This window comes from Dysgonomonas sp. GY75, assembly GCF_015234155.1.
Lineage (GTDB): Bacteria > Bacteroidota > Bacteroidia > Bacteroidales > Dysgonomonadaceae > Dysgonomonas > Dysgonomonas gadei.
The window spans coordinates 673,057-699,385 of record NZ_JADCLQ010000012.1 but is presented as its reverse complement, the minus strand read 5'-3'; the positions used below and the strand labels follow the sequence as shown (position 1 = coordinate 699,385).

Sequence of the window (26,329 nt, the reverse complement as noted above, 5' to 3'; positions counted from 1 at the left end):
TTTATGAAGAAGTTTCTATTTATTATTAGTTTTTTAATTATGGTTTACTCTTGTAATACTACAAGTACCAGGGAAGCGGGTAATCCTTTCTTTTCAGAGTTTAACACTCCTAATGGTGTACCTCCTTTCGACAAGATAAAAGCAGAGCATTACCTGCCTGCTTTCGAAGAAGGAATGAAAAGGCACAACGCCGAAATAGATTCCATTGTGAACAATCCGGATGCCCCGACTTTCGAAAACACGATTGTGGCTCTCGATGAATCGGGCAGGATGCTGAATAGTGTGGGTGCAGTGCTGTCGGTAATGACAGGGACAATGTCCGATTCTACTTACCAAAGCATTGAAAAGGAGATTACTCCTAAGCGGACAGAGCATTATGATAATATCAACTTTAACGAAAAGCTTTTTGCCCGTATAAAGACTGTATATGACGCGGCACCTGCTAACCTGACCACTGAACAGAAAATGCTACTGGATAAAACCTATAAAGGTTTTGTTCGTTCAGGTATATTGCTTGACGGGTCTAAACAGGATCGTTTGCGTGAGATAAATAAAGAATTAAGTTCTACGGCTTTAAGTTTCAATCAGAACCTGTTGAAAGAAACGGATAATTATCAGTTGGTAATAGATAAAAAAGAAGACCTTGCGGGATTACCGGAAGATATTATAGCAGCGGCAGCCAAAATGGCTAAAGATAAGGGAATGGAAGGCAAATGGATGTTCGGACTGAGCAAGCCAAGCTGGGAGCCATTCCTTCAGTATGCCGATAATCGCGAACTGCGTGAAAAATTGTACAAAGCCATGTATATGCGGGGCGACAATAATAACGAGTTCGACAATAAAGAGAATATAAAGAAAATAGTAAGTCTTCGCCTCGAAAAGGCTAATATACTTGGTTATAACACTCATGCCGATTACGTGCTCGAAGAAACAATGGCCAAAACTCCGGATAATGTGATGAGCTTACTGAACAGCATCTGGAAGTATGCATTGCCGCAAGCAAAGAAAGAAGCTACAGAGTTGCAGGCGATTGCTAAAAAAGAAGGGAAAGATATCAAGATCGAGTCTTGGGATTGGGCATATTATGCAGAGAAACTGCGTAAGGAGAAGTACGCTTTGGACGAAGATGCATTGAAGCCATACTTCAAAGCAGATAATGTACGTGAAGGAGTATTTGCTGTGGCAAACAAACTTTATGGCATTACATTCAAGCAAAAAACGGATGTGCCGGTTTATCAGCAAGATGTAAAAGCATACGAGGTAAATGACGCGGATGGTTCTCTTATAGGTATGATATACTTTGATGACTTTGCGCGTCAGGGTAAACGTCCGGGTGCATGGATGAGCAGTTTCCGCAAGCAGGAAATATTTAAAGGTGAATTTGTTCACCCGTTGATATACAATGTAGGAAACTATAATCCTCCGACAGATGGGAAACCGGCACTTCTTACTCTGGATCAGGTAGAAACGATGTTCCATGAATTTGGTCACGGATTGCACGGGCTTTTGTCTAAATGTACATATAACGGGCTTTCGGGAACTTCTGTGTACAGGGACTTCGTGGAGTTGCCTTCGCAGGTGATGGAACACTGGGCTTTTGAGCCGGAAGTGCTGAAAATGTATGCAAAACATTATGAAACAGGTAAAGTGATTCCTGACGAATTAATACAAAAAATTCAGAATGCAGGATATTTCAATCAGGGATTCAGAACTACCGAACTTGTAGCGGCTGCTATTCTGGATATGAAATGGTACACAATGACCGCTACTCCAAACTTTAATCCTAAGCAAACAGAGGGTGTTGAGAAACTGGACGTAGACAAATTTGAGGCTGATGCAATGGCCGAAATAGGACTGATTTCGGAAATTATACCTCGATACAGAAGTACATATTTCCAACATGTATTCAGTGGTGGCTATTCTGCAGGATATTACAGCTACCTGTGGTCGGAAGTACTGGATTCGGATGCGTTCCAAGCGTTTGTGGAAAAGGGTAATATCTTCGATCAGGAAACAGCTAAATCGTTCCGTGAAAATGTATTGTCGAAAGGCGGAACAGATGAACCAATGACTTTATACAAAAATTTCAGAGGGGCAGAACCAAATCCTATTTACTTGTTAAAAAACAGGGGTTTTGTAAAATAATGAGTTTTATTATCTTTGCAACTCGAAATTTTTTAATCTAAACATAAAATATAATTAATGGCAACAACAGCAGATATAAGAAATGGTATGTGCATCGACATCGACGGGCAATACTATGTTATTATTGAATTTCTTCATGTAAAACCGGGTAAAGGTGCAGCTTTTGTCCGTACAAAAATGCGTAGCGTTACTACCGGCCGTGTTCTGGAAAGGACATTCAATGCCGGAATCAAATTGGATGAGGTGCGTATTGAAAGACGTCCTTATCAGTATCTTTATCAGGACGACATGGGCTATAATTTCATGAATGCCGAGACTTTCGAGCAGATTTCCATTGCAGGAGATATGATTGAAGGAGTGGCATTTCTGAAAGAAGGCGATAAGGTAGAGGTACAGGTACATGCAGAAACAGAAGCGATACTGACAGCCGAAATGCCGACTAATGTTATCCTTGAAGTAACATATACCGAGCCGGGAATGAAAGGTGATACAGCTACAAACACATTGAAACCCGCAACAGTGGAAACAGGTGCTGAGGTACGTGTGCCGCTTTTTATCAATGAAGGTGATAAGATCAAAATCAGTACGAAAGATGGTGCATATGTAGAACGGGTGAAAGCCTGAACCTTTCAGATTAAGAATATATCGGGCTCTCTGTTTATGATAACAGAGGGCCCGAAATGTTTTAATGTAAGTTTGTTAAGGAACTTTATCTATATGTATAAGCTTTTAGCCGTTAGAGTTCTTTGACAATTTGCATTCATATTTTAGATTAAGAATGAAAATGTAATACCTGAATAATATGTAACACCTGTTACTTTTACATACGCTTCGCTCCTGTGACCGTTGGTTGTTACCTTTTTATTTTAACCACAGAGTAAAAGGAGTAGCACGGAGTCTTTTTATTGATGAGATGCTTCGCTCTGCTCAGCATAACAAGTCAATTATTAATTTTTCATTCTTAATTATTAATTGATTTTTCTGTTACCTTTGTTACCTTTTAACTATATATAGTTAATAAACCTAAAGCCGACTTTACTTTCTAAACTATGGAAAATAAAACCAAACTGAATATCAAAGACTGGGCGGAAGAAGACCGGCCTCGGGAAAAGATGCTTCTGAAGGGAGTGGGAGCTCTATCTGATGCTGAACTGCTGGGCATTCTTATTGGTTCGGGAAATAAGAACGAGACAGCAGTCGAACTGGCACAACGCATCCTCCACAGTGTATCCAATAATCTGAATATATTGGGTAAGCAGGAGATAAAAGACCTTATAAAAAACTTCAATGGGATAGGGGAAGCCAAAGCGATAACTATAGCTGCTGCAATGGAACTGGGTAAACGCAGGAAATTATCGGAGGTTGTTGTGCAGCCGCAGATAACATCAAGTGATACGGTCTATCAGATATTCCATCCTGTATTGGCCGATCTGAAACACGAAGAGGTTTGGGTACTATTACTCAACCGGGCTAATAAGGTGCTGAAGAAGATACAAGTCAGTAAAGGTGGTGTTGCCGGGACAGTTGTTGATATCCGTATGATAATGAAGGAAGCGATAGACTCACTGGCATCAGCTATGGTGCTTTGTCACAATCATCCTTCAGGAAACTCTAATCCGAGCGGCGACGACGATAATATTACCCGCCGGTTAAAAGAGGCTGGGCAGATAATGGATGTCAGGCTTCTCGATCACATTATAGTCTGCGATCACTCATACTATAGTTATATGGATAGGGGTAGGATGTAAGGTGTCGGGTACTCAAAAAACTCACGACTTATAACTCATAACTTGTAACTTAATATTACCTTTGCAGTGTAAAATGGAATGGTTATAAACTAATGATTCTGTAAAATTGTTTATAACAAATGTAAGTAAAAGAATGTATTGAATGCAATGTTATAGTCATGCTAACTATTGCAGCTTCGAATACGGAAGTAATAAATAGGTCTGAGGCCTTAAATTAGAGATATGAGCGAATTATTAAACTTGGAAGTAAAAATAGTAAACATGTTGAAAACTGTTTACGATCCCGAAATACCAGTCAATGTTTACGATCTTGGCCTTATTTATGAGGTGGAGGTAGACGACGATAAGAATGTAACTATTACAATGACGCTGACCGCGCCTAATTGTCCTGCAGCCGACTTTATATTGGAAGATGTGAGGTACAAGGTGGAGTCTATCAGGGAAGTGAACAATGTAATAGTTAATCTGACATTCGAACCCCAATGGAATAAGGATATGCTGAGTGAGGAAGCAAAACTGGAACTGGGATTTCTATAAGCAGGATAAGGTGGAAAAAAAAGTCTATTTCTTATCAGATGTACATTTAGGTTCTGCTTTTCACAAGAAGAATGTGAATAAGCATCAGCAGATGACCCTGCCTTCGGTCAAAGTCGATGACCATTATTTTCCTCAGCACGAGGTAGAGAGAAAACTCTGTCGGTGGCTGGATAGGGTCAAAGAAGATGCCCAGACTATCTATCTGCTTGGCGATATATTCGATTACTGGTTCGAATACCGTAATGTGGTACCCCGCGGTTTTGTCCGTTTTCTGGGGAAAATTGCCGAACTGACAGATAAGGGTATCGAGGTGCATTTCTTTATCGGCAATCATGATATATGGGTAACCGATTACTTGCAAAAAGAGTGTGGAATGATCGTCCATACCCAACCTTTGGTACGGGATATTCATGGAAAGAAGTTTTTTCTGGCACATGGAGACGGACTAGGGGATGACTCTACTTCATTCAAGCTCTTACGCGGACTTTTCCACAATAAGTTTTGCCGCAAACTTTATGCTGCCATCCATCCGCGGTGGACGGTAGGGTTTGCCCAGTGGTGGTCTAATCATAATAGAGAGAATGATGAGATGCCCGATTATTTCGGAGAAGACAAAGAGCACCTTGTTCTCTTTGCCAAGAGCCATTTAAAGCATGCTCCTGGTATCAACTACTTTATATTCGGACATCGTCATATTATGCTCGACCTGATGCTCTCTATGCAAAGCCGGGTTGTAATATTGGGTGATTGGATCAAATACTTCTCTTACGGCGTTTTCGATGGAGAGAATTTCTCACTGGAGATATTCGAAGAGCCGGAAGAAAGCTAATCGGCTATCAAAAAACTGATAACTTATACCCATAACTTATAACTTAATACTACCTTTGTATCCGAGTTAAATTAGGAGGTTATCGTTATGAAAATGGTAAAAGGTATCTTTATCATTCTTCTGTTCTATTTCCTTGGGCAAGGTATTAGTTATCTGATAGATGGACTTGTTCCCGGAAATATTATCGGAATGATTCTATTATTCCTCAGTCTCTACTTCAAAGCCCTTAAACCCGACTATGTAAAAGATGTTGCCAATGCCTTTACCCGCAATATGGCTATATTCTTTATACCGGCTGGTGCGGGATTGTTAGGCTCTTACGGACTGATCAGCAAATTCTGGATGTCGATTCTTATTGTATGTTCGGTGAGTACAGTTCTGGTTATTGCCGTAGTGGCGGTTATTCAACAACAAATGGAGAAGAAAAGAAAATGAGAGCATTATTTGAATCCACGGAATTTATGCTCCTGCTTGTTTTCGGGAGCTATCTTTTTGGACAATGGGTGTTCAAGAAGACAAGGATAGGATTGCTGCATCCACTGATTATATCCATTGCTATTATCATCGCCTTTCTGGAGATATCCGGCATCAGTTATCAAACCTTCGAGAAGGGAAGTGAATTTGTTAGTTTTATGCTGGGGCCTTCGGTGGTAGCGTTGGGATATGTATTGTACGAACAACTTGCTTACCTGAAAGGGAATGTCGTATCTATACTTACATCGGTATTCATTGGTAGTGTTGTTGGTATTCTAAGCGTCATCATACTGGCTAAACTTACAGGTGCAGATCAGGTATTGATACATAGCCTCGAACCGAAGTCGGTAACTACACCTATTGCTATGAGTATAGCTGAGCAATCCGGTGGCAATGCCTCACTTACTGCTGTTATCGTATTGTTTTGTGGTATTTTCGGCAGTATTGTTGGTCCTCCTATACTACGTGTGCTGGGAATAAAAAGCAGTGTTGCCAAGGGACTTGCAATGGGTGCTTCTGCTCATGGCGTTGGTACGGCCAAAGCGATGGAAATGGGAGTGATAGAAGGTGCACTCAGTGGCCTGGCTATTGGATTGATGGGAGTTATGACAGCCCTGCTGATTCCTATTGTACATCAATTATTTTCCTGACTTGTTTTTTCCTTTTCTAATTGTGTTGGGATAGGAGGAGGTGTGTCAAATATTACAGAAGGAATAACTGCGAGCCTTTTCTTTTCCAGATAATGCGCCAGTATTATCTCAGCTATTGGTATTGCTAATCCCAACAAGAAGATAAATACAATATTCAACTTAAGACCTCCAAAAATATTCTTGACCTTCTTTTCTATAATGGTATTCAGTACCCCGTCTGTGAGAATATTCTCGATCTTTACATTCAGCAGGTCGTTTGTCAGTTCCTTATCATTCAGTACTTTTTCACCTAAAGCACTTTCTACATATTTTACTGCCTGATCTTTAACGAAATCTGTTTCCATTACTTTGCTTATAAGGAAGGCAGAAGCTTTAGCCGTTATGCTACTATCAGCCGATTGTGCTTCGGATAGTAAGGTGCTTGCAGTTTGGCTTGTGTATGATGCGGTTTTGTCAATGACATCATGACCAGTAAGTTGAATATGTCTTTTGTCAATAATCTTCTCCACTTCATTTCTCAGGTATGTGTTGAAAGCTGAATTTGCCTCTCCCAGATAAGTGGGGATATTCTTTACGATCTCTCTTTCACAGCCATGTAATGCAAACCATTGAGTAAAGCAGAAGCCTGCAAAAAGAGGCAAGAATACCATATATATATAAGAAAGCCATTGCAATGTCCAATGGCGACGACGTATTAATATTTTTTTACGAAGGATAAGTTCGGCTATTAGTACTGTTATAAATCCGATGACACCGCCTGTAATAGCCCATAATATTATGGCGAGTGGATTTACATATTCCGTGATTGTATCCCAATATCTGAAAATATCGAAAAAAGATATAGATAACTGTGTACTCATGTATGTGTGTTGTATATGTTATTGGGCAAAGATAGAATTTTTAGCAAGAAGAAAGGCCTTTTTCTACTTCATTCCTCAAAAGGTAACAAAGGTTACAGGAATTAATGAAGAATTAAGAATGAAAAATTAATAATTGGCTTTTCATGTTGAGCAGAGCGAAGCATCTCCTTCTTTAAAAGGTAACACTTTTTCCATTTATGTAGAGTCTGGTCTTGTGGTTGTCCATTTATGGTAGGTGGGTAACCACAAAGGATTGTTCCTACATGAATTCCAAAAAAGGTAACAAAGGTAACAGAAAAATCAATTAATAATTAAGAATGAAAAATTAATAATTGACTTGTTATGCTGAGCAGAGCAAAGCATCTCATCAATAAAAAGACTCCGTGCTACTCCTTTTACTCTGTGGTTAAAATAAAAAGGTAACAACCAACGGTCACAGGAGCGAAGCGTATGTAAAAGTAACAGGTGTTACATATTATTCAGGTATTACATTTTCATTCTTAATCTAAAATATGAATGCAAATTGTCAAAGAACTCTACCGTCTAATAGCTAAAAGCTATCGGCATCATATAGATAAACTTTTCCCCGATAAATGCATGATCACTATCCCCGAGATAAAAACTGTAAACTCTCTCTTTTTGCTTACCTTTGCACAAAATTATTCATATGGCATCTATTTTACAGGTAGACGGACTCACTAAAAGTTTTGGAGACTTGGTTCTGTTTCGCGAAATATCCTTCGGTATTGCAGAGGGTGAGCGTATCGGGCTTATTGCAAAAAATGGTTCGGGCAAAACTACCTTACTTAATATACTTACAGGTAAGGAATCTTATGATAATGGTGCGGTTGTCTTTCGGCGTGATATACGGGTATCTTATCTCGAACAAGACCCTGTATATCCCGAAAATCTGACAGTTTTGCAGGCCTGTTTTAATTCCGGAAATGAGGTAACAGACCTGATTGCGGAATACGAAAAAGTAATAAATTCAAAAGATCACTCTAATCTGGATAATATCCTCCAAAAGATGGATGTGCTGCAGGCATGGGATTATGAGCATAGGGCAAAGCAAATTCTGGCGCAGCTCAAAATAACAGATTTCGAACAGAAAATTTCCGAATTATCAGGAGGACAGCTCAAGCGCGTAGCTCTTGCCAATGTGCTGATTACCGAACCTGACCTGATTATTCTGGATGAGCCTACCAACCACCTTGATCTGGATATGGTGGAATGGCTGGAGGAATATCTTCAACGTTCGCGACTCAGCTTGTTGATGGTTACGCATGACCGTTATTTCCTCGATCGGGTTTGCAACGAGATTATAGAGATAGACCAGCAACAACTTTACCAGTATAAAGGAAATTATTCCTATTATCTCGAAAAAAGGGATGAACGGATCAGTGCGCAGAATTCGGAAATAGACCGTGCCAATAACCTTATGCGTAAGGAACTGGAATGGATGCGCCGACAGCCGCAGGCACGGGGAACAAAGGCTAAATCGCGTATCGATGCATTTTACGACCTGGAGAAAAAAGCGCAACAGGTGCGTGATGCCGGCAATGTACAGCTGCAAATGAAAGGCTCTTATATTGGCAATAAGATATTTGAGGCACAGCATGTATATAAGGCTTTTGGCGATATTAAGATTGTAGAGGATTTCAATTATATATTTGCCCGTTACGAAAAACTGGGAATTGTCGGCAATAATGGAACGGGAAAATCCACTTTTATAAAAATGCTGATGGGAGAAGTTGCTCCGGATAAGGGAAACTTCGATATCGGCGAGACCGTGAAATTCGGTTATTACAGCCAGGACGGACTAAAGTTTGATGACCAAATGAAAGTGCTGGACGTGATACAAAATATAGCTGAGCTTATCGATTTAGGTAATGGTAACCGTCTGAATGCATCGCAATTCCTGCAACACTTTCTGTTTCCGCCCGAAAAGCAACATAATTTTGTATATAAACTATCGGGAGGAGAGAAACGTCGTTTGTATCTGTGTACGGTACTGATAACCAACCCTAACTTTCTGGTGTTGGACGAGCCTACCAATGATTTGGATATCGTTACGCTCAATATATTGGAAGAATACCTCCAACAGTTTAAAGGTTGCGTGATAGTGGTTTCGCATGACCGTTATTTTATGGATAAAGTGGTAGACCACCTGCTTGCTTTTCAGGGGAACGCAAAGATAAAAGACTTCCCGGGTAATTATACCGAATACAGGGAGTGGAAAGAGATACAGGAAGCCATTGAGAAGGAAAAAGAGCAGGCTGCAAAACCAAAAGAAGATAAACCTCAGATCGCATCACCAAAAAATGATGATAAGAAGAAGCTATCGTTCAAGGAGAAGCGGGAATTTGAAGAACTCGATGTCTTGATTCCGAAACTGGAGGAGGAGAAAGAAAAGCTCGAAAATGAGTTGTCGAGCGGTACTCTTTCCACTGACGAATTGCTATCCAAATCGAATCGTATCAGCGAATTGATTGATGAAATAGATGAAAAAACAATGCGCTGGATGGAACTTAGTGACCTCCTCTAACGTTAATGTGTTATGGAAATTCAAATTGCGAAACCGAAACTGTGGTCGTTAAGCTATCTGAATGTTTGCCTTGCAAACTTCCTGATGGCCTGTTCATTCAATTTACTGATGCCTTCCATTCCTCTTTACATAACAGAGCAGATGGGAGTTGCACAGTCTAAAACGGGGATCGTATTGGCATCGTATGCTATTGCCCTTATGTTTGTTCGTCCATTTTCCGGTTATATCGTTGATTTGTATTCCCGGAAGAAAGTTCTTCTGGTAGCCTTTTCTTGTTATGTCCTTATCTTTTTCGGTTACTTCTGGGCTACGACAGTCATGTTGTGCATCCTTGTGCGTTTTCTGCACGGTATTACATGGGGACTTTCCACTGTGTCGTCCAGTACACTGGCGATAGACGTAGTACCAACCGAACGCCGGGCCGAAGGTATAGGCTATTATGGTACTTTTATGAATGTGGCAATGGCTATAGGGCCTTTCGTCGCAATACATATATACAATAACTGGGGTTTTCAGATATTACTTTGGTGTGCCATTGCTATGGGAACATTGGGTATTGTGGCCACAGCGATGATTAAAGCGCCTGAAAGACCTAAGGTAGAGCAGTCTCAAAAGCTTTCTATGGACCGTTTCTTCCTGCTGAAAGGCTGGCCTATATTTCTCAATCAGTTGCTGCCGTGTTTTGCCTGGGGCACAATAGGCCCTTTTGTAGCCCAATATGGGAAACAGATAGGCATATTCAATGCCGGTATCTTCTTTCTCTTCTGGGCGGGTGGTATCATCACATCGCGTGTATTCGCAGGCAAGCTCGTAGACAGGGGTAAGATACATGAGGTAAATGTGTCGGCAATGGCCATTGTGGCTATTGCATTCTTCGCTTTTGCCACTATACACAATATTTATGCATTCTGTATATCGGGGTTGTTTATCGGCATCGGTTTCGGAATGATGTTTCCGGCTTTACAAACGCTGTATATTAATCTTGCCGAAAACAGTCAGCGGGGAACAGCCAACTCTACGTATCTTATCGGGTTCGACCTGGGGCTGGCAATAGGTATGTTATTAGGCGGATATATTACAGGCTTCTTTTCATTCGAAACTTTGTATCTCGTTGCTTCCGGGCTTTGCCTATTCAGTGTTCTTATATACTGGACATGTTCGAGGGTTGTGTTCGAAAGAAACCGGTTAAGATAAATATCTTCCTTTTATATCTTCTTTGTTATCATATCCATCACTCTGGACGTTCTTGCGCCTGATACTCCTGTAGAGGGACAAGTTCCTGTACCTCGCAATTCATTAACAATGGTTTGAATAAGCGGCTGTTGGATATGTTCGGGATGCTTCGTCTCGAAGAGTTCGGTTCCTTTTGCCGTAGTCAGGCAAATAGGGCGGAAGTCGAATGTATTGAAGCGGATATATCCTTCAGTTCCATTGATAATGATTGTATCCTGCCGGGCTTGTTCGGATGAAACGAAGCACCATTGCCCTGTGCCTGTGACTCCCGATTTGAACTGAATAATCGCCGATATAGTATCCGAAACGGAATAATGGCCTCCGAGATTCTGTGTATATCCTTTCGCTTCTTCTATCTCTCCCAACAGAAAATCGAGTATGTCAAGTGTATGCGGAGCCAGATCGAAGAAATAGCCGTCTCCTGCAATCTCTCTGTTCACACGCCATGTTTGAATCCCGGTATCCATATCGGACCCACTGGCCGGCCGGAAATATTTTATCTCGGCAGTCAGGATTTTTCCTATTTTGTTATTGTCTATCAATTCTTTCACTTTCAGAAAATAAGGTAGGGCCCGGCGATAATAAGCAACGAATAGATTCTGTTTCGCATTTTTAGCAGCGCCCACCATTTCCATACATTCGGTATAGCTCATAGCCATCGGTTTTTCCACGTAAACAGGTTTTCCTGCCTTCAGTGCTTTGATAGCGTATTCCTTATGTGATGCCGGCGGGGTGGCTACATATATCATATTCACATCAGGGTCATTTATTAACTGCTCTGCATCCGTATAGTATTTACCTACACCATGACGGGCAGCAAAATCTTTTATTTTGGCCTCATCTCGGCGCATTACGGCAACAAGTTCAGAATGTTCGATTTTGTAAAAGGCTGGGCCACTTTTCTTTTCACATACGTCTCCTGCGCCAATTATACCCCATTTTATTTTATCCATAATTATTTGGTTTTTCTTCATCCTATGTAACAGAGGATTTATTTATCTCTGTTTTTAGTTTTTCATTGAAAGTATAGAGTACTAATTTAAGAAATATTCCGGATATATATTTCTTTATCTGAAAGTAAATTATGGCAAACGAACGAAAAATTGTAGGTTATAACTATTCGCTTAATTTATATTTATTAACCATATAGTGTTAAAATCTGACACATCTGACAGAATTTTCATTGTTCTTATCTTGCCATTTTTGCATCCGTTAACTATATTTAGTTAAAAGGTAACAAAGGTAACAGGAATTAATGAAGAATTATCTTGTCAGTTAACAGTCAACAGTTAGTAGTTAACAACTTGTATCTCGTGTCTTGTCTACTCGTATCTCATATAACTTTCAACTTAGTACTTAAAACTTACTACTTATGCCAATCAGTAGTTGAAGTGATTATTATAGGATAGAAACGTTCGTTTTTCTGCTGCACTTCGTTCCGCCAGAATGTTCATTTTGACATTGCCCAAAACGAACCAAAAGGCTAGCGCTCCGTTCCTCGGCGACCCACAACCGATTTGCCGGCTGAAAGTGACAAACGGGCTATCGCCCAGTCCCTTTCTACGCCGTCTGCACCGTGTGGGTGCCCCGCTGGGAGGGGAGCTATATCTTCAACTCGGCTATAGAAGCCAGTTTGCATGATGTCTAAAAAGTAGTCCTTGACTTTGGCTACGATAGTATTTCACTATTTTTCTGCTTACTTCACAACTTCTTGTGGTGGTGTTGTAAAGGTATTAATTTTTCTGATATAACAAACCAAATATAAACAGATATGTTTATATTTGTAAGAAATGATATTTATGAATAATCTTATAGAAGTAATAAAAGGTATTCATCCCGGGAAGTTTATTGAAAGGGAGTTGAAGAAAAAGAAGCTTACTCAACGTTCGTTGGCTGAGGAAACTGCTATTCCTTTTCAAACCATAAATGCGATTATAGCAGGTCGGCGTAACTTGACTACTGAGCAGGCTCTTAAAATAGATCACGCATTAGGGTTTGAGGAAGGCTTTTTTGCTATTCTACAAACTCATTACGACATAAAATTGTGTAAGGATAAAGAGTTAGCAAATCTTTATACAGAAGCTCCTCGCATTCGCAAGTCTTTATTTTGGGATGTTGATTTTAGCAAAATCAATTGGGGAAAATACAAAGATGCTGTTGTTAAACGTGTTTTTGAAAGGGGGAGTAAAGATGAGATCGAGGAGATTACCCGATATTATAGTCTATCAACCAAATAAAATTCTAAATAATAACTATTACATATCTCGCTATGAAAGAAAGGGATATGCAAGTTGACGTTTTAAAGAAGCTTGCGGATTACAGTCGTCTAATAAACCGCATTAACTAGATTGCATTTTTCTTCTTTCATTCGGTTTTCATTTCGCTTTAAAAGTGATCTTAAGAGGGCTTTACCTCTTTAAGTTATATGGTAAATGTCAAATTCATAATTCTTTTTGCAAAGATGCACTTCTATTTTGAAGAAATAACTGAGTATTTAATTAAAGCCAATCTAAAATATAAAGATTGGCAAAGAATGAGATAACGTATCTGTCATTTCAAATATAATTAAAATTAGAAATTATTGTTTTTAAACATCTTCCTCTTTGTTTTAGAATTTTCATTCTGTATATTTGAGGAATAAAATTAAGAATATACATAATATAAATGTAGCAAGATGCATTCATAAACAAAAGATGTCTTTCTTTGTTTATAATATACATTATAATTTATACTACATGCTTGATAAATATTTACGTGTAGAAACCATTGTGGTTATATTTGTAGGTGATTTTAATCCGATGATCTTCCAGCCATCTTGGTTATCAGCGAAAGGGCTCATCCGAGAAGATGAAGCAACCGCAGCTAAGGTTGATGTCATTCATAATGAAATAACAAGGTATGAGATTGGCGATTGGTTACAGTTTGAAGTTACAAGGGATAGATGCTCCTTTACAACTTTAAAAGAGCCTTATTTTGAGCCAATGAGAGACTTAATGACTGGAATTTATAAAATATTAAGAGAAACACCAATAAGAGCCTTAGGTATAAATAATGTTTATGATTTATCTCTAAAATCACCAGAGGATTATTTTCTATTCGGAAGTAAATTGACTCCTCTCGATTTTTGGACAGACAATTTAAATGATCCAAGATTATTGCAATTAGAGATATTTGAAAAAGAAAAGGAAAACAAAGATAAGAATTTTAATGCTTCACGTCGAATAAGAATAACTCCATCTTCGGATCAACGAAATTCTTTTGGTGTTTCTATAAATATAAATAATCATTATGACCTAATAGGGGCAAAAGATGCAGAACCCAGTATAGCCTTATTGAATGATAATTGGGAAGTCTCTTTTTCTTATTCAAGAAAAATAGTTGAAGATTTGTTGAAAAAAATATTTAATTAGGATATGGAAACTAAAACCAATATAAAAAATCATTGGATAATAGATAAAGAATTGTCTAACTGTAATTCTTTAGGTTCAAAATATCAGATTATAATAGACGATTTACAAACTAGATTGAATAATCTTAAGAAAGATAATATAAACACTTCTAAAACCTTGCTTGAAGTAAATGAAAAAGAAGAAAGGACAAAGGAATTTTTTGAAATTTTCAAAAAAATAGATAAACTAGAGAGCATTAGTAATGACTATATAACTAGTTCACAAAATTGGATTGGTCATATCATTGAGATTTTTAATGATGAATTTAGTGCTAAACTGATTGATAAAAAAAATCCGACAACCTATGAGATTGCAACTTTTAATTTTAAAGATGTATCAGAAGGTGATCGAAATTTGTTAAAAAAAGGCGCTTTGTTCTATTGGAGTATTGGATATGCTACAACTAAAGGACAAATATCTAAACAATCTCTTTTGCGTTTTAAAAGAAGCGTTATTCCAGTTGATGAATTTGATTCTATAATGGATAAAGCTGATGATTTAAACCAAAATCTTATATGGGATTAAATCTTGACTGTGATAAATTTGAATTGTCTTTAATTGGTACAGGGGGTGGGTATGGAGAGAGTATTGTTATCCACTTGGGAGATAATAATTGGATTGTTGTAGATTCTTGTATTAATCCAGTGACTAAAAACAATTTACCTCTTGAATTTTTAGATTCAAGGGGTGTTGATGTGTCTAAAGATGTTAAGCTTATTATCTGTACACATTGGCATGATGACCACATATTAGGGATCTCTGATTTATTGACCTCATGTAAGTCTTCAAATTTTTGTATGGCTCCTAGCACCGATAGAAAAAAATTTCTCCAACTCATACAATTAGATTACAATAAAGCAAAAACAGAGGCAAGTGCATCATCAACTTCCGAAATTGCAAAATGTTTCGATATACTAAAAGAGAGAAAATCAACAATTACGAGAGCTTGTCAAGATAAAATACTTATAAGTTTTAAAAATGATAGTATTGAATCAAAAGTATATTCGCTTTCTCCTTCTGATTTTGTATTAACCGAATTTGACCATGAAATTTCTACTTTAATAACAGAATATGGAAATCCAGATAGAAAAATAGTTATACAATCTCCGAATGATAAAAGTGTTGTATTGCTTATTGAAGTAAATGACAAGAAAGTGCTCTTAGGTTCAGATTTGGAAGTTTGTTCCAATAATCAAAAAGGATGGCTCTGTATTTTAGAAAAAAGCCAATGCATAGGGTCTACCAAATCATCTTTATTCAAAGTTCCTCACCATGGTTCATCAACCGCATATCATCCAAGAATATGGGAGCAATTGTTAGAACCGAATTCAATATGTTTCCTAACTCCTTTTAGCAAAGGTGCAAAAAAAATACCAGACAAAGAGATGCTTGGATGCATTCTAAATCACACAAACTACCTTTATATCACATCCTTGTACGGAACTTCTAGATCTCCCAAGAAGAGGGATCACAAGATAACTAAAATGATTAATCAGTTTAATAGTACAGTACAAGAAGTGAAATTTGAATCGGGTATTGTTCAATGCAAAATAAATATTCATGATACAGATGCTATATGGGAGACAGCTCTTCTAGGTAGTGCAGAACAGATTTCAAGAGAAACTACAGCTAAACTATAAAAAAATAGCATATTGTTTTAATATTTACATTATCATATAGGATCTTTTAATTCTCCTCTCTGTAGTATAATTTATAAAAATTCAATTCTTTTTCTTGATCAAATCCTTGCTCAATAAATTCTTCCCCTCCATGAATTTTGATATCAAAATTTTTATCTAATTTGATAGTAGACATTTTCCCTTTTGCTTTTTTCTTTAAGGCTTGTTCAGATATTACAAATGACTCCTTAAGTATAATATCTCTTTCTTGAATATAAGAATCTTTATATTTCCCGAAACTTTGAATAACATTAGGATCAGAAAAAACTTCTTCTGTAAACTCTTTGATATTAAAGCTTTCATTATTCTTTAAAGCATTAATACCCTTGTTTAAGAATAGAGCTTGGTCAACCTTAGATACTTCAAATTCATTTGGTAATTCTTTATTTATATAATTCTTCAACAATAAAATAACTTGCTGTGTATCATGGTATTCATCCAGTCTGGGTTTAACTCGAAGAAAGTCATCAGTCCAATACTTTGCTTCGACACCTTTATTAATATTATCAACAATAGTAACGAGATAACCTGTATCTTTTTCGATATTAAAAATAATACAACCTTTATCTAACTTGTTAATATTGATTCCTTTTTCACTTTCTATTTCAAAATTGCTGCCAGAAGAAAACACTTTCAAAAAAGTATCTTTATTTTCAGACTTAAAAAAACCAATAGCATTGGTCTTTTCATTATTAATTCTACAATTTCCAAAATGTACTATATAAAATTCTCCATTTTTTATTTTAGGATGTATACTTCTTTCATATAAATGTTTAGCTATATTAATTGATTGGCTAAAAAACGATGTTGGAGTTTGAAATATTTCAGAAACAAAGGAATATATTTCATTTAAAGATAAATCAGTTTCATGGTATAAATTATAATATTCTTCTGATTTAAACGGGGTAACGAAATAATGTAATAATAAACTCTTTATTTCATTACTTGGCTCAATAGATGACTTTGAGAACTTACAAATATCATCATTGGTTTTATTCCCTACACTATGAATTATAAGTTGAGATATTTCAGATGTGGAAAAATCAATCATTATAAAATGGTTTTAAGCAGAATGAAAACTAAGGTACTCCCTGTTAATAAGTAAGAAAATAGACTAAAGCCAATTAAGAAGAGCCAAAGGATTAACAACGATATTGGTATTAACCAAAGAATTATTTCGACAACCAGTAGTCTTTTTTTTTGTTTCTTCAATTCTTCTTCTACTAAGCTGAACTTACTTGATATCTTCTCAATGTTATTATTCCTAAAAGTGTCTTTGTATGAAGCTATATTATCTTTAATGAAACTGAGAGAGCTTTTCTGATTATTTAAAAATTGTTGGATTATAATTGCAAAAATAAATAAACTAGTAATAGTTGCTATATTCTTTGTTGTTATTAAATCATTAGTATAATCAAAAGTAGCACATGCAAGAACAAAAACCGTAGGAATCGCTATTAATTTAGTCTGGGCTTCATTTATTATAGACTGAATTTTTTGTGTGTATTCCAAAGCTTTTGAATCCACTTCAATTTTTAATTTGTTATATGAAAAGTCTCTCAAATAAAAAAGATAGGCATTGTTACATATCTCATAATATTCATAAATATTAGAAAGTAAACAGGTAAATCTATCTTTTTCTTTTATTGGTGCAAGATAGTCAATCAGCTCATTGATAAATAAAAACTTTTTCTTATCATCATTAGCCTCAAAAACATGTATTATAGATTTAATTTTTACTATATCCTCAACGTTTACTTGTTCTATGTTATAGAAATCAAAGACAAAAGGGATGAATATAGATTTATCCTCTCTAAAGACAATAGTGTTTTTGATCCCCGCTTCACTATATGTATGTCTAGCTACATTATCGAACGCATTAATCAAATCTAATATAGTCTTATATTTATCAATATAATCATGCCTTCCTGAGCTGAAATAATTTAGATCAAGAATAAAAAAGTCTTGACTTGGGTAATCATATTTGTTTTTAAGTATAAAGAATTCAAATGAATGATAAAATCCAAGTGTTGCAAGATGGTGCAATGATATTTCTAAACTTATTGTATGACCAGTAGTTAATTCATCTACATATATTGTGTTTTCAAAACAACCTTGCTTATCTAAAAAAGAGAGACAGTCTATATCTGATATAGAATAGTTATTACAAAATATAGTCCCAGAATTTAGATCTACGACACTTTTCGAACCTTTTACAATATCTCGAATTCTTGATAACATTGCTACCTCTCCAGTTCATTAATTAAACCAGATGGGAGATCCTTAAATGTTAGATGTTTCTTTTGTGGATCATAAATAATATTTTTACCTAGAAGCATATTATCAAATGCAATTGTTATATTGTCATCTTTGTAATGAACATACTTGATATTTTTCAACTTAGCAGGATCTCCACTTATTATGGGACTAACTTCATATTTTTCATCTGAGGCAAATTCAGCAAACTCACTAGGTTCATTTGCATTAATAAGTGCAGATATTGTGATCAAAGATATTTCCTTTTTATTTTTTATACAATCTGAACAATAACTAAAAATTTCATCTTTCTTTTTTATTATATCTTTTCTCTCATATTCTTTTTCCTTGCAGAAACTATCAATTGCATATATCAAACGTTTTGTTGATTCTGTACTTGTAGTCTTGTCAGCACAGTCTATAAAAGACATAAAATAGAAAGTTACACCTTTATTCCCTTTAATAAAAGACAGATATGTCTTTCCGTCCTTATTTGCTCCAGATTCAATAGCTTCCCATTTCGTGATATTAATAAGGCAGGCAACATCAACTTTACTTAAATCTAAATTCTTTATATCTTTTATGGTTAAGTCTGATTCACTAACAACGTAGCCATCTTTGTTGTTAATTGTTAAAACAAAAATAAACTCGTGATTAGTATCTGTATTTAAATAATGAGAAAATATAATAAAGCCTCCTGTTGCAGGAGCAGACGAAGCAATTTTTGATTTATAATGCCTTGAAGCAATTTCTGAAAAAGATAAAAAATCATTATCAGAGCGATATTTTTTTAATAATTCTTTGAATGTTGTATCCTCATCTCCGAATATTCCATATGTAGGTCCTGATTTTTGGTTATAGGCTTTATTTATTCGCCCGACAAACTGTCTTTCTTTATTGGTCGTGGGGATTAAACTTTTTGCCTCTTTTAAAACAGTATGCCTATCTCCTGCATCTTTAATAACCTGATGAATAACAAAGCCTCTTAATTCTATGTTATGACCAATTTCTTTTAGTGTTTTTGCCATAGTACCAAGTCTAAATTGATTTTTTATATTGTTTAACAAACAAAAAACAAATATATTGAATTTCAATTTATAAGCATTGTAATATGCTATATTTTATAATATATTTCTGCTGAGTTCTTCGCTATTTTTAGGGAATTATAATTATATTTCAGAATATAGCTAATCCTACAAATTGTAATTCATTTTATTCTTAAAAAAAATATTAGTTTCTCAATCTTCGACTTTGTTTCTTTTCCACTTCTTGCTCTCTCTTGATGTCATGCTTCAAATCCTCCATCATACTTATCTGTATATCAATCTTTTCCTGTAAGCCTATTTGCTCTGATATACCTCTGTTCTTCATAGTATTATGGTATTCAAAAGATTCAAATAATGCTCGGTTATAATTGAATAGCTTATCAAAGCCCTTTTCTGCCTGCTGAAAAAGATTCGTTCTATCAAAACCACCCTTAACAGTTCCTTTCTTTGTGTTCTTGTGATTCGTAAGTGGAGATAGCTTTATTTTATTCGATTGGTCTTTTCTACTGACAATGATATGACAATGCATATTATTTTTGTTGTTCTCCGATCTGCCTCTGTCGAAATGTATCTTTCCATAAAACTTAATATCTTCTGCTGATAGCCCTTTGTTGAAGTTATTAGCGTATTCAGGTATAAAGACTTCCCGAACATATCTTCTCATAGCTTCTGCTTGTTCCTGCTCTGTTGTTCCCATTGCTTGCAATTCCTTTGCTGATGGACTGATATGGATGGCATAAAACTTAGCATCTATTTTAAGTAGTTGAGCTTTGTTATTATCGATGTCTTTTACGACTTGCGATTTATATAGATTCTCTTCTATCAGATTGAAAAAACCTTCCATATAAATTCCTTTTTCTATCCGTTCTAAATCTTCGTGCTCCAAATATTGGGCTAGCCGTTTACAACTTCCTGCATTATTGTATGTGCCTTTCGATGGTGGCGGGAAATCTATATTCATTTGTGTAAGTGTTATTGCTCATTTATGAGATTGGTTATTTCGGCTTTTATGTTTTCTTTTCGTTTCCCATCCATTAGTCCAGCTGTGGCTAGTTCTGAATACAGGCTGATTAATTGAAGTAATTTCTTATTATCCTTTTGCTGATTCTTGTAAATTGCCGATAGCTGTTTACCCTGATTATTGATTGCATCTGCATGCCCTGTAAATTTCTCACTTAACATCCTTAGCAGATTGTTCTGCCCTTCCTGATTGGCTTTAAGATGGGTGAGAATAATATCTTCCATTGACTTTACTATCTTATCAAATCTACTAGCTATTGAATTACTAGTCCGTATCATTGGGTTAAGTTGTTCTTCTTCATAGTGTCGGATAAAACGAATAATATCATCTTGCCGTTTATTCATCTTCCTTAGTTCTGATTTTGTCGATTCAGGTGCTTCGCTTGGATTGATATTTGCCTTATCTATATACAGAAAAGCTAGTTTTGTAATTTCTCCTTTTTTCAGTGAATAACGTTTACAAAGTTTTTCTATAATTCTATCTGTTTCTTTGTCTATAGCTATTGTTGTAAAGACAATATTTCTACTCTGTTTTGTCATAGTTATAACTATTTTATAGTTATTCATATATCTAACTTGCTTAATTAGAGCTGAGTATCAATCCCAGTTATAGCAAGTGTTATAACAGTGCTTTTTAATAAAGCACTAAAGCCGAAGGCTTTACCCCGAAGGGCAAGAGGAGAACAGGACGTTAGTCCAGTTCCCTCTTGCTCAATTTAGCTAAACAATCCGAAGCGGTTGAGCGAGGGTGTTTCTGCTAAATGCGGAGCCTTTAAGGTGGGTGATGAACTAAACACTGCCCTCACCCTTTTGCTTCATTCTGCTTAGATCAGTAAATGCAGAATCATTTCAAGGTTTTACCATCTTCTATGCCCTTATTGAACATCACAATCTCTTTCTTTGAGGCATAGGATTGAATAAAATCTTTGACATCAGCCATACGATAGAAGGTCTTTCGCCTAACTGAGAAATATCGAAGTTGTCCACTATCTCGATAACGTTGCAAAGTCCGATAACTCACTTTGAGAAGAAAGGCGAGATCTTGATTATCCAATAGCTTATCTTCATTGTTAAAAGCTTCTCCTGTAGCCATCATTGCTTTTAGGTCACTGCCTATAATTGCAAGCTTTTTAGATAGCTTCTCCATCCATGATAGAAAATCTTCATTGTCTAAATACATAATTCTTTGTTTTGAAATTAATAATTGATTAATTCCAATCGATTGGTAAAGCAAAGGACAGACAATTGGAGACATAAAAATAGAGGGATAGTTAACTACCCCTCTAACAATAATCTATAATATGTTTATCTACAATATGTTATAAATTCATTATTTTTCATCTTATTTCTTTATCCTTACGCATTATCATATTGCGAAGGAAATCAAGAGCTTTCGTTCGGTTGAATGGTTTTCGCTTATATATTTCACTGGTCTTATCTGAGATGTCGCCAAAAGAAATATTGAAGATCAGTTCGAATTTATTGCCAATCTGACTTTTACTTGCTGGCTTACCTTCATTGTTCAATACTTCCTGACTTAGATAGAGGCTTTCGACAATCTCTGCTAATGCGACAATCCCCAAGTCTTTTGACTTAGGGATTATATGCAGATCGGATTTAAAGGTCTGCTCTTTTACGAATCGTTCAGGATGAGTGAATCTTGTCTCCAGTAATACAAGTTCAGAATCAATAACAGAAATGGCTTTCTGCAAATAGAGATATTTTAGGGCATTTTTCCCCCTGCTCGTGTAAAGTTTGCGCTTGCAATGATTGGAACTCTATACGAGTCAGATTCAATGACCGAAAGACTATTGAATAGTCAGTTTCGGATTGATTTAAGATTAATACTCTTTTTACAAAGCTTTCATAAGCAAACTGCATTTCATGGTTAGTAATTTTCGGAGAGAAATTAATCAGAAGATTGAATAACTCTGTTTTAACGAAATCATTCATAGGCATAAAAAATATTGGTGAATTTTATATGTTGTGACTGATTTTCTTTTTATACTGAATTATCCGTGTGTGTAAAAAGCTGCCCTTCTCGCAAGAAGGGCAAAATGAGTTTTATATAAATAATCGCTTTCTAATTCGTTTGGAAGAGACAATATCCTCTCCTTTATAAATAATCCTGCCTAATTGGAGAGAACACATCTACAACCTCTCCTGCTTCTATAATTTGCAACGAGTGTTCAATATTTGCAGGAATCGAGTAGGTATCTCCCTCTGACAAGAAATATTCATCTCCTTCAAATTTCAATTTGTATTTACCTGAAATAACATAACCGCTTTGCTCATTAGGATGTTTATGTGGAGTAACAGCATCTGTGTTCTAGTAAAGCATTTTTGTGACCATTGTATCTTTTCCTATAGAAAGTACAACGAAATCTACACCTAAAAACTGTCTATACACAGCAGCATCTTTTTTTACTATATTTTTCATAAAATGATTTTTTTGTTTAGTATTTAGTCATGAAATTTTAGACCATCTAATGCTTTATCAACTTTCTTGTTTTCGCCATAAATAATAATGCCAACCAAATCAAGATCATCAATAGTATGGCTAGCTATTTCTTTAACATTCTCTTCTCCAGAACGTGTATCAAAAAGAGGTTGAGTATAAATACCAATAGCAAGTTCGCGATCTCTGGAGCGACGAAAAGCGCGTTGCATTTTCTCACTGTTCTCTGCTTTATAAATTAAGGTAGGATGTTTTATGAATGGCAAAAATCTTACATTATCAGCTGTAATGAAATCTTCACCGTGTGTTTCAGGAAACTGAATAGCAATACTTCCTGCCAAGAATGAAACAACATTGAGCTTTTGCCAAGGTAATAAACCCTCTTTAATGACAATAGCGACTTTTTTATCGTACATATTTCAATCTTTTAAGCTTAGCTCCATTTGGATATTGCAACGTTTATATGGAGTTGAATGTCCGGGAACTTTTATAAAACCTAATTTTGAATATAATTTGATAGCAGGAGTTAATAGGGTGTTGCTTTCCAGATAGATTTTATTTGCTCCTAGGTTCTTTGCTTTCCTTATTGCTTCCTGTCCAAGTAAGTAACCTATATTCAGACCTCTTACTTTAGAGTTGACGGCCATTTTTGCCAATTCAAAATCATAATCATCATTATCCATCTTTAGTAGAGCACACGTCCCTACAGGTTCATTTTTGTATAAAGCAATAAAAATATACCCTCCATTCTTTAAAATATATTCTTCAGGATTATCTAATGCTTTATGATCGGCTTCCTCCATTTCAAAGTAAGTTGTAATCCAATCTTCATTCAGACGTTTAAATACTTCGGAATATATAGACTCATATTGAACAATCCGCACGTTCTTCCCTTCTCTGTTTTTTCTCTCCTCTTCTACACGTTTCAATAAAGATTTTTCGGTTAGAAGAAATTCCCATTCTTCAATAGCTTTCCAAAGATTATGTTTAGCTTGTTTCGAAATAGCCTCCACTGCTGATCCCACATCTGCAAGTGTTATATGCATTGGCTCAATATAAGCTTCACCGTCTTTTGATAGCTTTACCATGTTCCGCCTTCCATCAGCTTTATCTTTACTTTCCTGAACAAGTCCCTTTGCTGACATTTCTCGTATTATTGTACTTACTGAAGGGTGCGAATGTCCAATTTCTTCTGCTATTCCAGTTATTGTGCGTGGGTTGCCGTCCGATAAAAGGAAAAATACAGGAAACCACTTAGCTTTAAAGTCCATCCCATAAAGCTGATATACTTGTGAAGCATCTTCGGTTATCATATCTGTCAGCATCCGAAGTCTACTTCCAATGGCCATTTGACCCGTTTTATCAAAGAATTCCATACTATATAATTTACAATGTAATTAAATACGTAATTGATTACGCAAATTTAAGTAGTATTTTATTTTATGCAAAAATTAGAGGGATTTATTTTAAAGATTGAATATTATTTTTCTTTTCAACTGATAAACCATCCAATTAAAAAGAGAATAATAAAAGCAAGGTTTTACCAAAGAATACGCTTTTGAAAAAAGGAAGATTCTTTGAGTAAACTCGTAGAGCGTGACCTTGCTGAATTATTCTCTTGATATATCTTCGTGTTCAGATGAAAGAAAAGAAACTTAGAGCGAAAATTTCTTATCTACCTCTTGAATATCTCTCATAATAGAACTATCCAACACTTTCGCATAGTGTTGTGTAGTTCTCACATTTGAGTGTCTAAGTATTTTAGCTACATTTTCCAATGATACTTTGTTGGCTAAAAATACAATTGTTGCCGCTGTATGTCGGGCCACATGCGTGCTGAGCTTCTTGGTAATTCCGCACGAATCAGCAATTTCCTTCAAATATGAATTCATGCGTTGATTAGTGGGTACAGGAAACAATACATTTTTTTCAATACATTCAGGATGGTTCGCATATTTATCTATAAGCATCTTTGCTGCTGTTATTAAAGGAATATTACACATGTTATTTGTTTTCTGCCTGTTCTTGCGAATCCATAATGAGCCGTTATTATCCTTTATCAAATGTTCAGACTTTAGTTGCTCAATATCCGAAAATGCCAATCCGGTGAAGCATTGGAAGAGAAAAATATCCTTGACTGTGCTTAGTCTTTCAATAGAGAAATCTTTTTGAATAATGGAGTTTAGCTCTTCTTGTGTTAGGAACTCGATATTAGTTTCCTCAAACTTGAATCGGTAAGTCATAAAAGGGTCTTTCTGAATCCAGTCATTAGAATAAGCGATACGCATAATCTTCTTTACTTGCTTCAATCGCGTAATAGCTGTATTCTGGGCACAATTCTTTTCTGTTTTTAGAAAGGTGTCGAACTTCTGAATGAAGGGTAGATCAATATCCTTTAAATTGATATCCGACTTCTTGTACTCTTTCTTTAAGAACTCCTTCAAATATCGGACTGTCCCCTCGAAGCGGATAATTGTCTTTTGAGCATAACCTTTACCTTGTAATAGTTTGATCTCTTTATTATGTTCCTCAAAAACGTCTAGGAGAGTTTTGTGTTTCTCTTCAACACCACAAAAGCGATTACAAATTTCTTTGGCCGTTATATCAATGTTATCGGCTTCGAGCTGTCTATGGATGTTTTGAAGTTTAGCTCTTACAGTATCAATATACATATTGATTTCTGTGGAAACTCTATCCTTTGTTTTGAGCCTGCCCTTTATCTGATCCCAATTTTCCGCAGGGGCACTTCTTCTGATATACAATTCGCAGAACTGCTTGTCTACAGTGATTCGGAAGGCAATAGGGGCTTCTCCGTTTGCTTTGATCTTATTCTTTTTTACAAAGAACAAAATGTGGAAAGATTTTTGTTTCATTTTACTACTTTTTTTGTGGTTAAAATTACGTTTAAACCATCAAGTAGTCACGAAGTAAATTGCTGACAAACAATGACTAATTCGCATAATCGTGGGCGATTTCTGTCTCTTGTCTTTGACCACGATTTAGGCATGTATATACTGTCGTAAATTGCCCTTTTTTGCCTATTTGGACAAAAGAAAAAACCTTGACTTTCTACTGAAAATCAAGGTTTTACTTCTTTTTGCATCATTTGCTAGTGATCCCGCCTGCGTCACTAATGCGCAAGGGCTGACGCACGTGGGGCTAACGCCTGAAGAGCCTCTGTCTTGTCGCCGCATCGCGATCCCGGCCTCGTCCCATAGGCGGGGTACCCAATCCGTAAAGCGGAGGTGTAGGGCAAAATACGGTAGTTGCTATACACGGCTGATAATCCGGCTATGGATGATTCCGTATTATTTTGCCCCACCGGAGCTGCGGTTTTGGGTCGCCGGGGGATGCAGCCTTGATTTTTTGTTTCGTTTTGCATCAAGGCAAAATGAATTGG

The 26,329-nt window shown here is 36.2% G+C and carries 26 protein-coding genes and 1 pseudogene; 14 read left to right on the top strand and 13 right to left on the bottom strand.

The annotated features are described in order from the left end of the window. Positions 1–3 precede the first annotated feature (3 nt). The 7 genes from IR083_RS08470 (at position 4) to IR083_RS08440 (ending at position 6,383) form a co-directional block, all read left to right on the top strand. A complete protein-coding gene (locus tag IR083_RS08470) occupies positions 4–2,145 on the top strand; it encodes a M3 family metallopeptidase (RefSeq protein WP_194223955.1) in 2,142 nt (713 codons plus the stop codon). Between the two features lie 57 nt (positions 2,146–2,202). Continuing rightward, complete coding sequence (efp, locus tag IR083_RS08465) at positions 2,203–2,769, top strand: elongation factor P (protein WP_006798782.1); 567 nt, start codon at positions 2,203–2,205, stop codon at positions 2,767–2,769. A 425-nt stretch (positions 2,770–3,194) separates the two neighbouring features. Further along, entirely contained in the window at positions 3,195–3,893 is a 699-nt protein-coding gene (radC, locus tag IR083_RS08460) for a RadC family protein (RefSeq protein WP_194223954.1), read from the top strand. A gap of 222 nt (positions 3,894–4,115) precedes the next feature. Further along, positions 4,116–4,430, top strand: a complete 315-nt coding sequence (locus IR083_RS08455) for a metal-sulfur cluster assembly factor (protein ID WP_006798780.1) — start codon at positions 4,116–4,118, stop codon at positions 4,428–4,430. Then, the gene (locus IR083_RS08450; protein ID WP_006798779.1) at positions 4,396–5,259 is read left to right on the top strand and encodes a UDP-2,3-diacylglucosamine diphosphatase; all 864 of its coding nucleotides are present in this window, start codon (positions 4,396–4,398) and stop codon (positions 5,257–5,259) included. The genes IR083_RS08455 and IR083_RS08450 overlap by 35 nt, the downstream gene beginning before the upstream one ends. A gap of 87 nt (positions 5,260–5,346) precedes the next feature. Further along, complete coding sequence (locus tag IR083_RS08445; RefSeq protein ID WP_194223953.1) at positions 5,347–5,694, top strand: CidA/LrgA family protein; 348 nt, start codon at positions 5,347–5,349, stop codon at positions 5,692–5,694. Continuing rightward, positions 5,691–6,383 carry an LrgB family protein gene (locus IR083_RS08440; RefSeq protein WP_006798777.1) on the top strand — a complete coding sequence of 231 codons (693 nt, stop codon included), beginning with the start codon at positions 5,691–5,693 and terminating at the stop codon, positions 6,381–6,383. The genes IR083_RS08445 and IR083_RS08440 overlap by 4 nt, the downstream gene beginning before the upstream one ends. Here IR083_RS08440 and IR083_RS08435 read toward each other — a convergent pair. Further along, positions 6,368–7,243 (bottom strand): hypothetical protein, encoded by an 876-nt coding sequence (locus IR083_RS08435; RefSeq protein ID WP_194223952.1) that lies wholly within the window; start codon positions 7,241–7,243, stop codon positions 6,368–6,370. The two genes, IR083_RS08440 and IR083_RS08435, sit on opposite strands and share 16 nt — an antisense overlap. 667 nt (positions 7,244–7,910) lie before the next feature. Here IR083_RS08435 and IR083_RS08430 point away from each other — a divergent pair. Together IR083_RS08430 and IR083_RS08425 are read left to right on the top strand one after the other, a co-directional pair. Continuing rightward, positions 7,911–9,788, top strand: a complete 1,878-nt coding sequence (locus IR083_RS08430) for an ABC-F family ATP-binding cassette domain-containing protein (protein WP_194223951.1) — start codon at positions 7,911–7,913, stop codon at positions 9,786–9,788. A 12-nt stretch (positions 9,789–9,800) separates the two neighbouring features. Next, positions 9,801–10,982 carry an MFS transporter gene (locus IR083_RS08425; protein ID WP_194223950.1) on the top strand — a complete coding sequence of 394 codons (1,182 nt, stop codon included), beginning with the start codon at positions 9,801–9,803 and terminating at the stop codon, positions 10,980–10,982. 11 nt (positions 10,983–10,993) lie between these two features. On the opposite strand, the gene IR083_RS08420 is transcribed toward IR083_RS08425, so the two are convergent. After that, the gene (locus tag IR083_RS08420; RefSeq protein WP_194223949.1) at positions 10,994–11,974 is read right to left on the bottom strand and encodes a Gfo/Idh/MocA family protein; all 981 of its coding nucleotides are present in this window, start codon (positions 11,972–11,974) and stop codon (positions 10,994–10,996) included. Between the two features lie 493 nt (positions 11,975–12,467). Between IR083_RS08420 and IR083_RS08415 the strand changes: the two genes are divergently transcribed. From IR083_RS08415 to IR083_RS08395, 5 genes are all read left to right on the top strand, one after another. After that, the gene (locus tag IR083_RS08415) at positions 12,468–12,662 is read left to right on the top strand and encodes a hypothetical protein (protein WP_194223948.1); all 195 of its coding nucleotides are present in this window, start codon (positions 12,468–12,470) and stop codon (positions 12,660–12,662) included. Between the two features lie 158 nt (positions 12,663–12,820). Beyond that, positions 12,821–13,258, top strand: coding sequence for a HigA family addiction module antitoxin (locus IR083_RS08410; RefSeq protein WP_194223947.1), 438 nt, complete (start codon positions 12,821–12,823; stop codon positions 13,256–13,258). 498 nt (positions 13,259–13,756) lie between these two features. Then, entirely contained in the window at positions 13,757–14,431 is a 675-nt protein-coding gene (locus IR083_RS08405) for a hypothetical protein (protein ID WP_194223946.1), read from the top strand. 3 nt (positions 14,432–14,434) lie between these two features. Continuing rightward, positions 14,435–14,995 (top strand): hypothetical protein, encoded by a 561-nt coding sequence (locus IR083_RS08400; RefSeq protein ID WP_194223945.1) that lies wholly within the window; start codon positions 14,435–14,437, stop codon positions 14,993–14,995. After that, positions 14,986–16,110 (top strand): MBL fold metallo-hydrolase, encoded by a 1,125-nt coding sequence (locus tag IR083_RS08395; RefSeq protein WP_194223944.1) that lies wholly within the window; start codon positions 14,986–14,988, stop codon positions 16,108–16,110. The genes IR083_RS08400 and IR083_RS08395 overlap by 10 nt, the downstream gene beginning before the upstream one ends. Positions 16,111–16,156: 46 nt before the next feature. On the opposite strand, the gene IR083_RS08390 is transcribed toward IR083_RS08395, so the two are convergent. The 11 genes and pseudogenes from IR083_RS08390 to IR083_RS08340 all read right to left on the bottom strand — a co-directional run bounded on the left by IR083_RS08390 (position 16,157) and on the right by IR083_RS08340 (position 25,802). Continuing rightward, the gene (locus tag IR083_RS08390; protein ID WP_194223943.1) at positions 16,157–17,200 is read right to left on the bottom strand and encodes a nucleoid-associated protein; all 1,044 of its coding nucleotides are present in this window, start codon (positions 17,198–17,200) and stop codon (positions 16,157–16,159) included. Further along, entirely contained in the window at positions 17,200–18,390 is a 1,191-nt protein-coding gene (locus IR083_RS08385) for a hypothetical protein (RefSeq protein WP_194223942.1), read from the bottom strand. Before IR083_RS08385 ends, IR083_RS08390 begins: the two co-directional genes overlap by 1 nt. A gap of 2 nt (positions 18,391–18,392) precedes the next feature. Further along, entirely contained in the window at positions 18,393–19,433 is a 1,041-nt protein-coding gene (locus IR083_RS08380) for a nucleoid-associated protein (RefSeq protein ID WP_194223941.1), read from the bottom strand. A gap of 202 nt (positions 19,434–19,635) precedes the next feature. Further along, complete coding sequence (locus IR083_RS08375; RefSeq protein ID WP_242052388.1) at positions 19,636–20,412, bottom strand: DUF5712 family protein; 777 nt, start codon at positions 20,410–20,412, stop codon at positions 19,636–19,638. Between the two features lie 11 nt (positions 20,413–20,423). Next, positions 20,424–21,011, bottom strand: coding sequence for a BfmA/BtgA family mobilization protein (locus IR083_RS08370; protein ID WP_194223940.1), 588 nt, complete (start codon positions 21,009–21,011; stop codon positions 20,424–20,426). A gap of 304 nt (positions 21,012–21,315) precedes the next feature. Continuing rightward, positions 21,316–21,651, bottom strand: a complete 336-nt coding sequence (locus tag IR083_RS08365) for a helix-turn-helix domain-containing protein (protein WP_194224036.1) — start codon at positions 21,649–21,651, stop codon at positions 21,316–21,318. A 157-nt stretch (positions 21,652–21,808) separates the two neighbouring features. Next, entirely contained in the window at positions 21,809–22,183 is a 375-nt protein-coding gene (locus IR083_RS08360; protein ID WP_194223939.1) for an RteC domain-containing protein, read from the bottom strand. A gap of 404 nt (positions 22,184–22,587) precedes the next feature. After that, positions 22,588–22,782, bottom strand: a pseudogene (locus IR083_RS24990) (cupin domain-containing protein); the annotation flags it as partial. A gap of 152 nt (positions 22,783–22,934) precedes the next feature. Beyond that, positions 22,935–23,345: a DUF2000 domain-containing protein gene (locus IR083_RS08350; RefSeq protein ID WP_194223938.1), complete on the bottom strand. Its 411-nt coding sequence runs from the start codon at positions 23,343–23,345 to the stop codon at positions 22,935–22,937. A 3-nt stretch (positions 23,346–23,348) separates the two neighbouring features. Then, complete coding sequence (locus tag IR083_RS08345; RefSeq protein WP_194223937.1) at positions 23,349–24,305, bottom strand: GNAT family N-acetyltransferase; 957 nt, start codon at positions 24,303–24,305, stop codon at positions 23,349–23,351. 279 nt (positions 24,306–24,584) lie between these two features. After that, positions 24,585–25,802, bottom strand: a complete 1,218-nt coding sequence (locus IR083_RS08340; protein ID WP_194223936.1) for a site-specific integrase — start codon at positions 25,800–25,802, stop codon at positions 24,585–24,587. Positions 25,803–26,329 lie beyond the last annotated feature (527 nt).

Coding starts and splice junctions, on each gene's coding strand:
- IR083_RS08470 (WP_194223955.1), top strand. CDS start 4: ATGAAGAAGTTTCTATTTATTATTAGTTTTTTAATTATGGTTTACTCT.
- efp (WP_006798782.1), top strand. CDS start 2,203: ATGGCAACAACAGCAGATATAAGAAATGGTATGTGCATCGACATCGAC.
- radC (WP_194223954.1), top strand. CDS start 3,195: ATGGAAAATAAAACCAAACTGAATATCAAAGACTGGGCGGAAGAAGAC.
- IR083_RS08455 (WP_006798780.1), top strand. CDS start 4,116: ATGAGCGAATTATTAAACTTGGAAGTAAAAATAGTAAACATGTTGAAA.
- IR083_RS08445 (WP_194223953.1), top strand. CDS start 5,347: ATGAAAATGGTAAAAGGTATCTTTATCATTCTTCTGTTCTATTTCCTT.
- IR083_RS08440 (WP_006798777.1), top strand. CDS start 5,691: ATGAGAGCATTATTTGAATCCACGGAATTTATGCTCCTGCTTGTTTTC.
- IR083_RS08435 (WP_194223952.1), bottom strand. CDS start 7,243: ATGAGTACACAGTTATCTATATCTTTTTTCGATATTTTCAGATATTGG.
- IR083_RS08430 (WP_194223951.1), top strand. CDS start 7,911: ATGGCATCTATTTTACAGGTAGACGGACTCACTAAAAGTTTTGGAGAC.
- IR083_RS08425 (WP_194223950.1), top strand. CDS start 9,801: ATGGAAATTCAAATTGCGAAACCGAAACTGTGGTCGTTAAGCTATCTG.
- IR083_RS08420 (WP_194223949.1), bottom strand. CDS start 11,974: ATGGATAAAATAAAATGGGGTATAATTGGCGCAGGAGACGTATGTGAA.
- IR083_RS08415 (WP_194223948.1), top strand. CDS start 12,468: ATGTTCATTTTGACATTGCCCAAAACGAACCAAAAGGCTAGCGCTCCG.
- IR083_RS08410 (WP_194223947.1), top strand. CDS start 12,821: ATGAATAATCTTATAGAAGTAATAAAAGGTATTCATCCCGGGAAGTTT.
- IR083_RS08405 (WP_194223946.1), top strand. CDS start 13,757: ATGCTTGATAAATATTTACGTGTAGAAACCATTGTGGTTATATTTGTA.
- IR083_RS08400 (WP_194223945.1), top strand. CDS start 14,435: ATGGAAACTAAAACCAATATAAAAAATCATTGGATAATAGATAAAGAA.
- IR083_RS08395 (WP_194223944.1), top strand. CDS start 14,986: ATGGGATTAAATCTTGACTGTGATAAATTTGAATTGTCTTTAATTGGT.
- IR083_RS08390 (WP_194223943.1), bottom strand. CDS start 17,200: ATGATTGATTTTTCCACATCTGAAATATCTCAACTTATAATTCATAGT.
- IR083_RS08385 (WP_194223942.1), bottom strand. CDS start 18,390: ATGTTATCAAGAATTCGAGATATTGTAAAAGGTTCGAAAAGTGTCGTA.
- IR083_RS08380 (WP_194223941.1), bottom strand. CDS start 19,433: ATGGCAAAAACACTAAAAGAAATTGGTCATAACATAGAATTAAGAGGC.
- IR083_RS08375 (WP_242052388.1), bottom strand. CDS start 20,412: ATGAATATAGATTTCCCGCCACCATCGAAAGGCACATACAATAATGCA.
- IR083_RS08370 (WP_194223940.1), bottom strand. CDS start 21,011: ATGACAAAACAGAGTAGAAATATTGTCTTTACAACAATAGCTATAGAC.
- IR083_RS08365 (WP_194224036.1), bottom strand. CDS start 21,651: ATGTATTTAGACAATGAAGATTTTCTATCATGGATGGAGAAGCTATCT.
- IR083_RS08350 (WP_194223938.1), bottom strand. CDS start 23,345: ATGTACGATAAAAAAGTCGCTATTGTCATTAAAGAGGGTTTATTACCT.
- IR083_RS08345 (WP_194223937.1), bottom strand. CDS start 24,305: ATGGAATTCTTTGATAAAACGGGTCAAATGGCCATTGGAAGTAGACTT.
- IR083_RS08340 (WP_194223936.1), bottom strand. CDS start 25,802: ATGAAACAAAAATCTTTCCACATTTTGTTCTTTGTAAAAAAGAATAAG.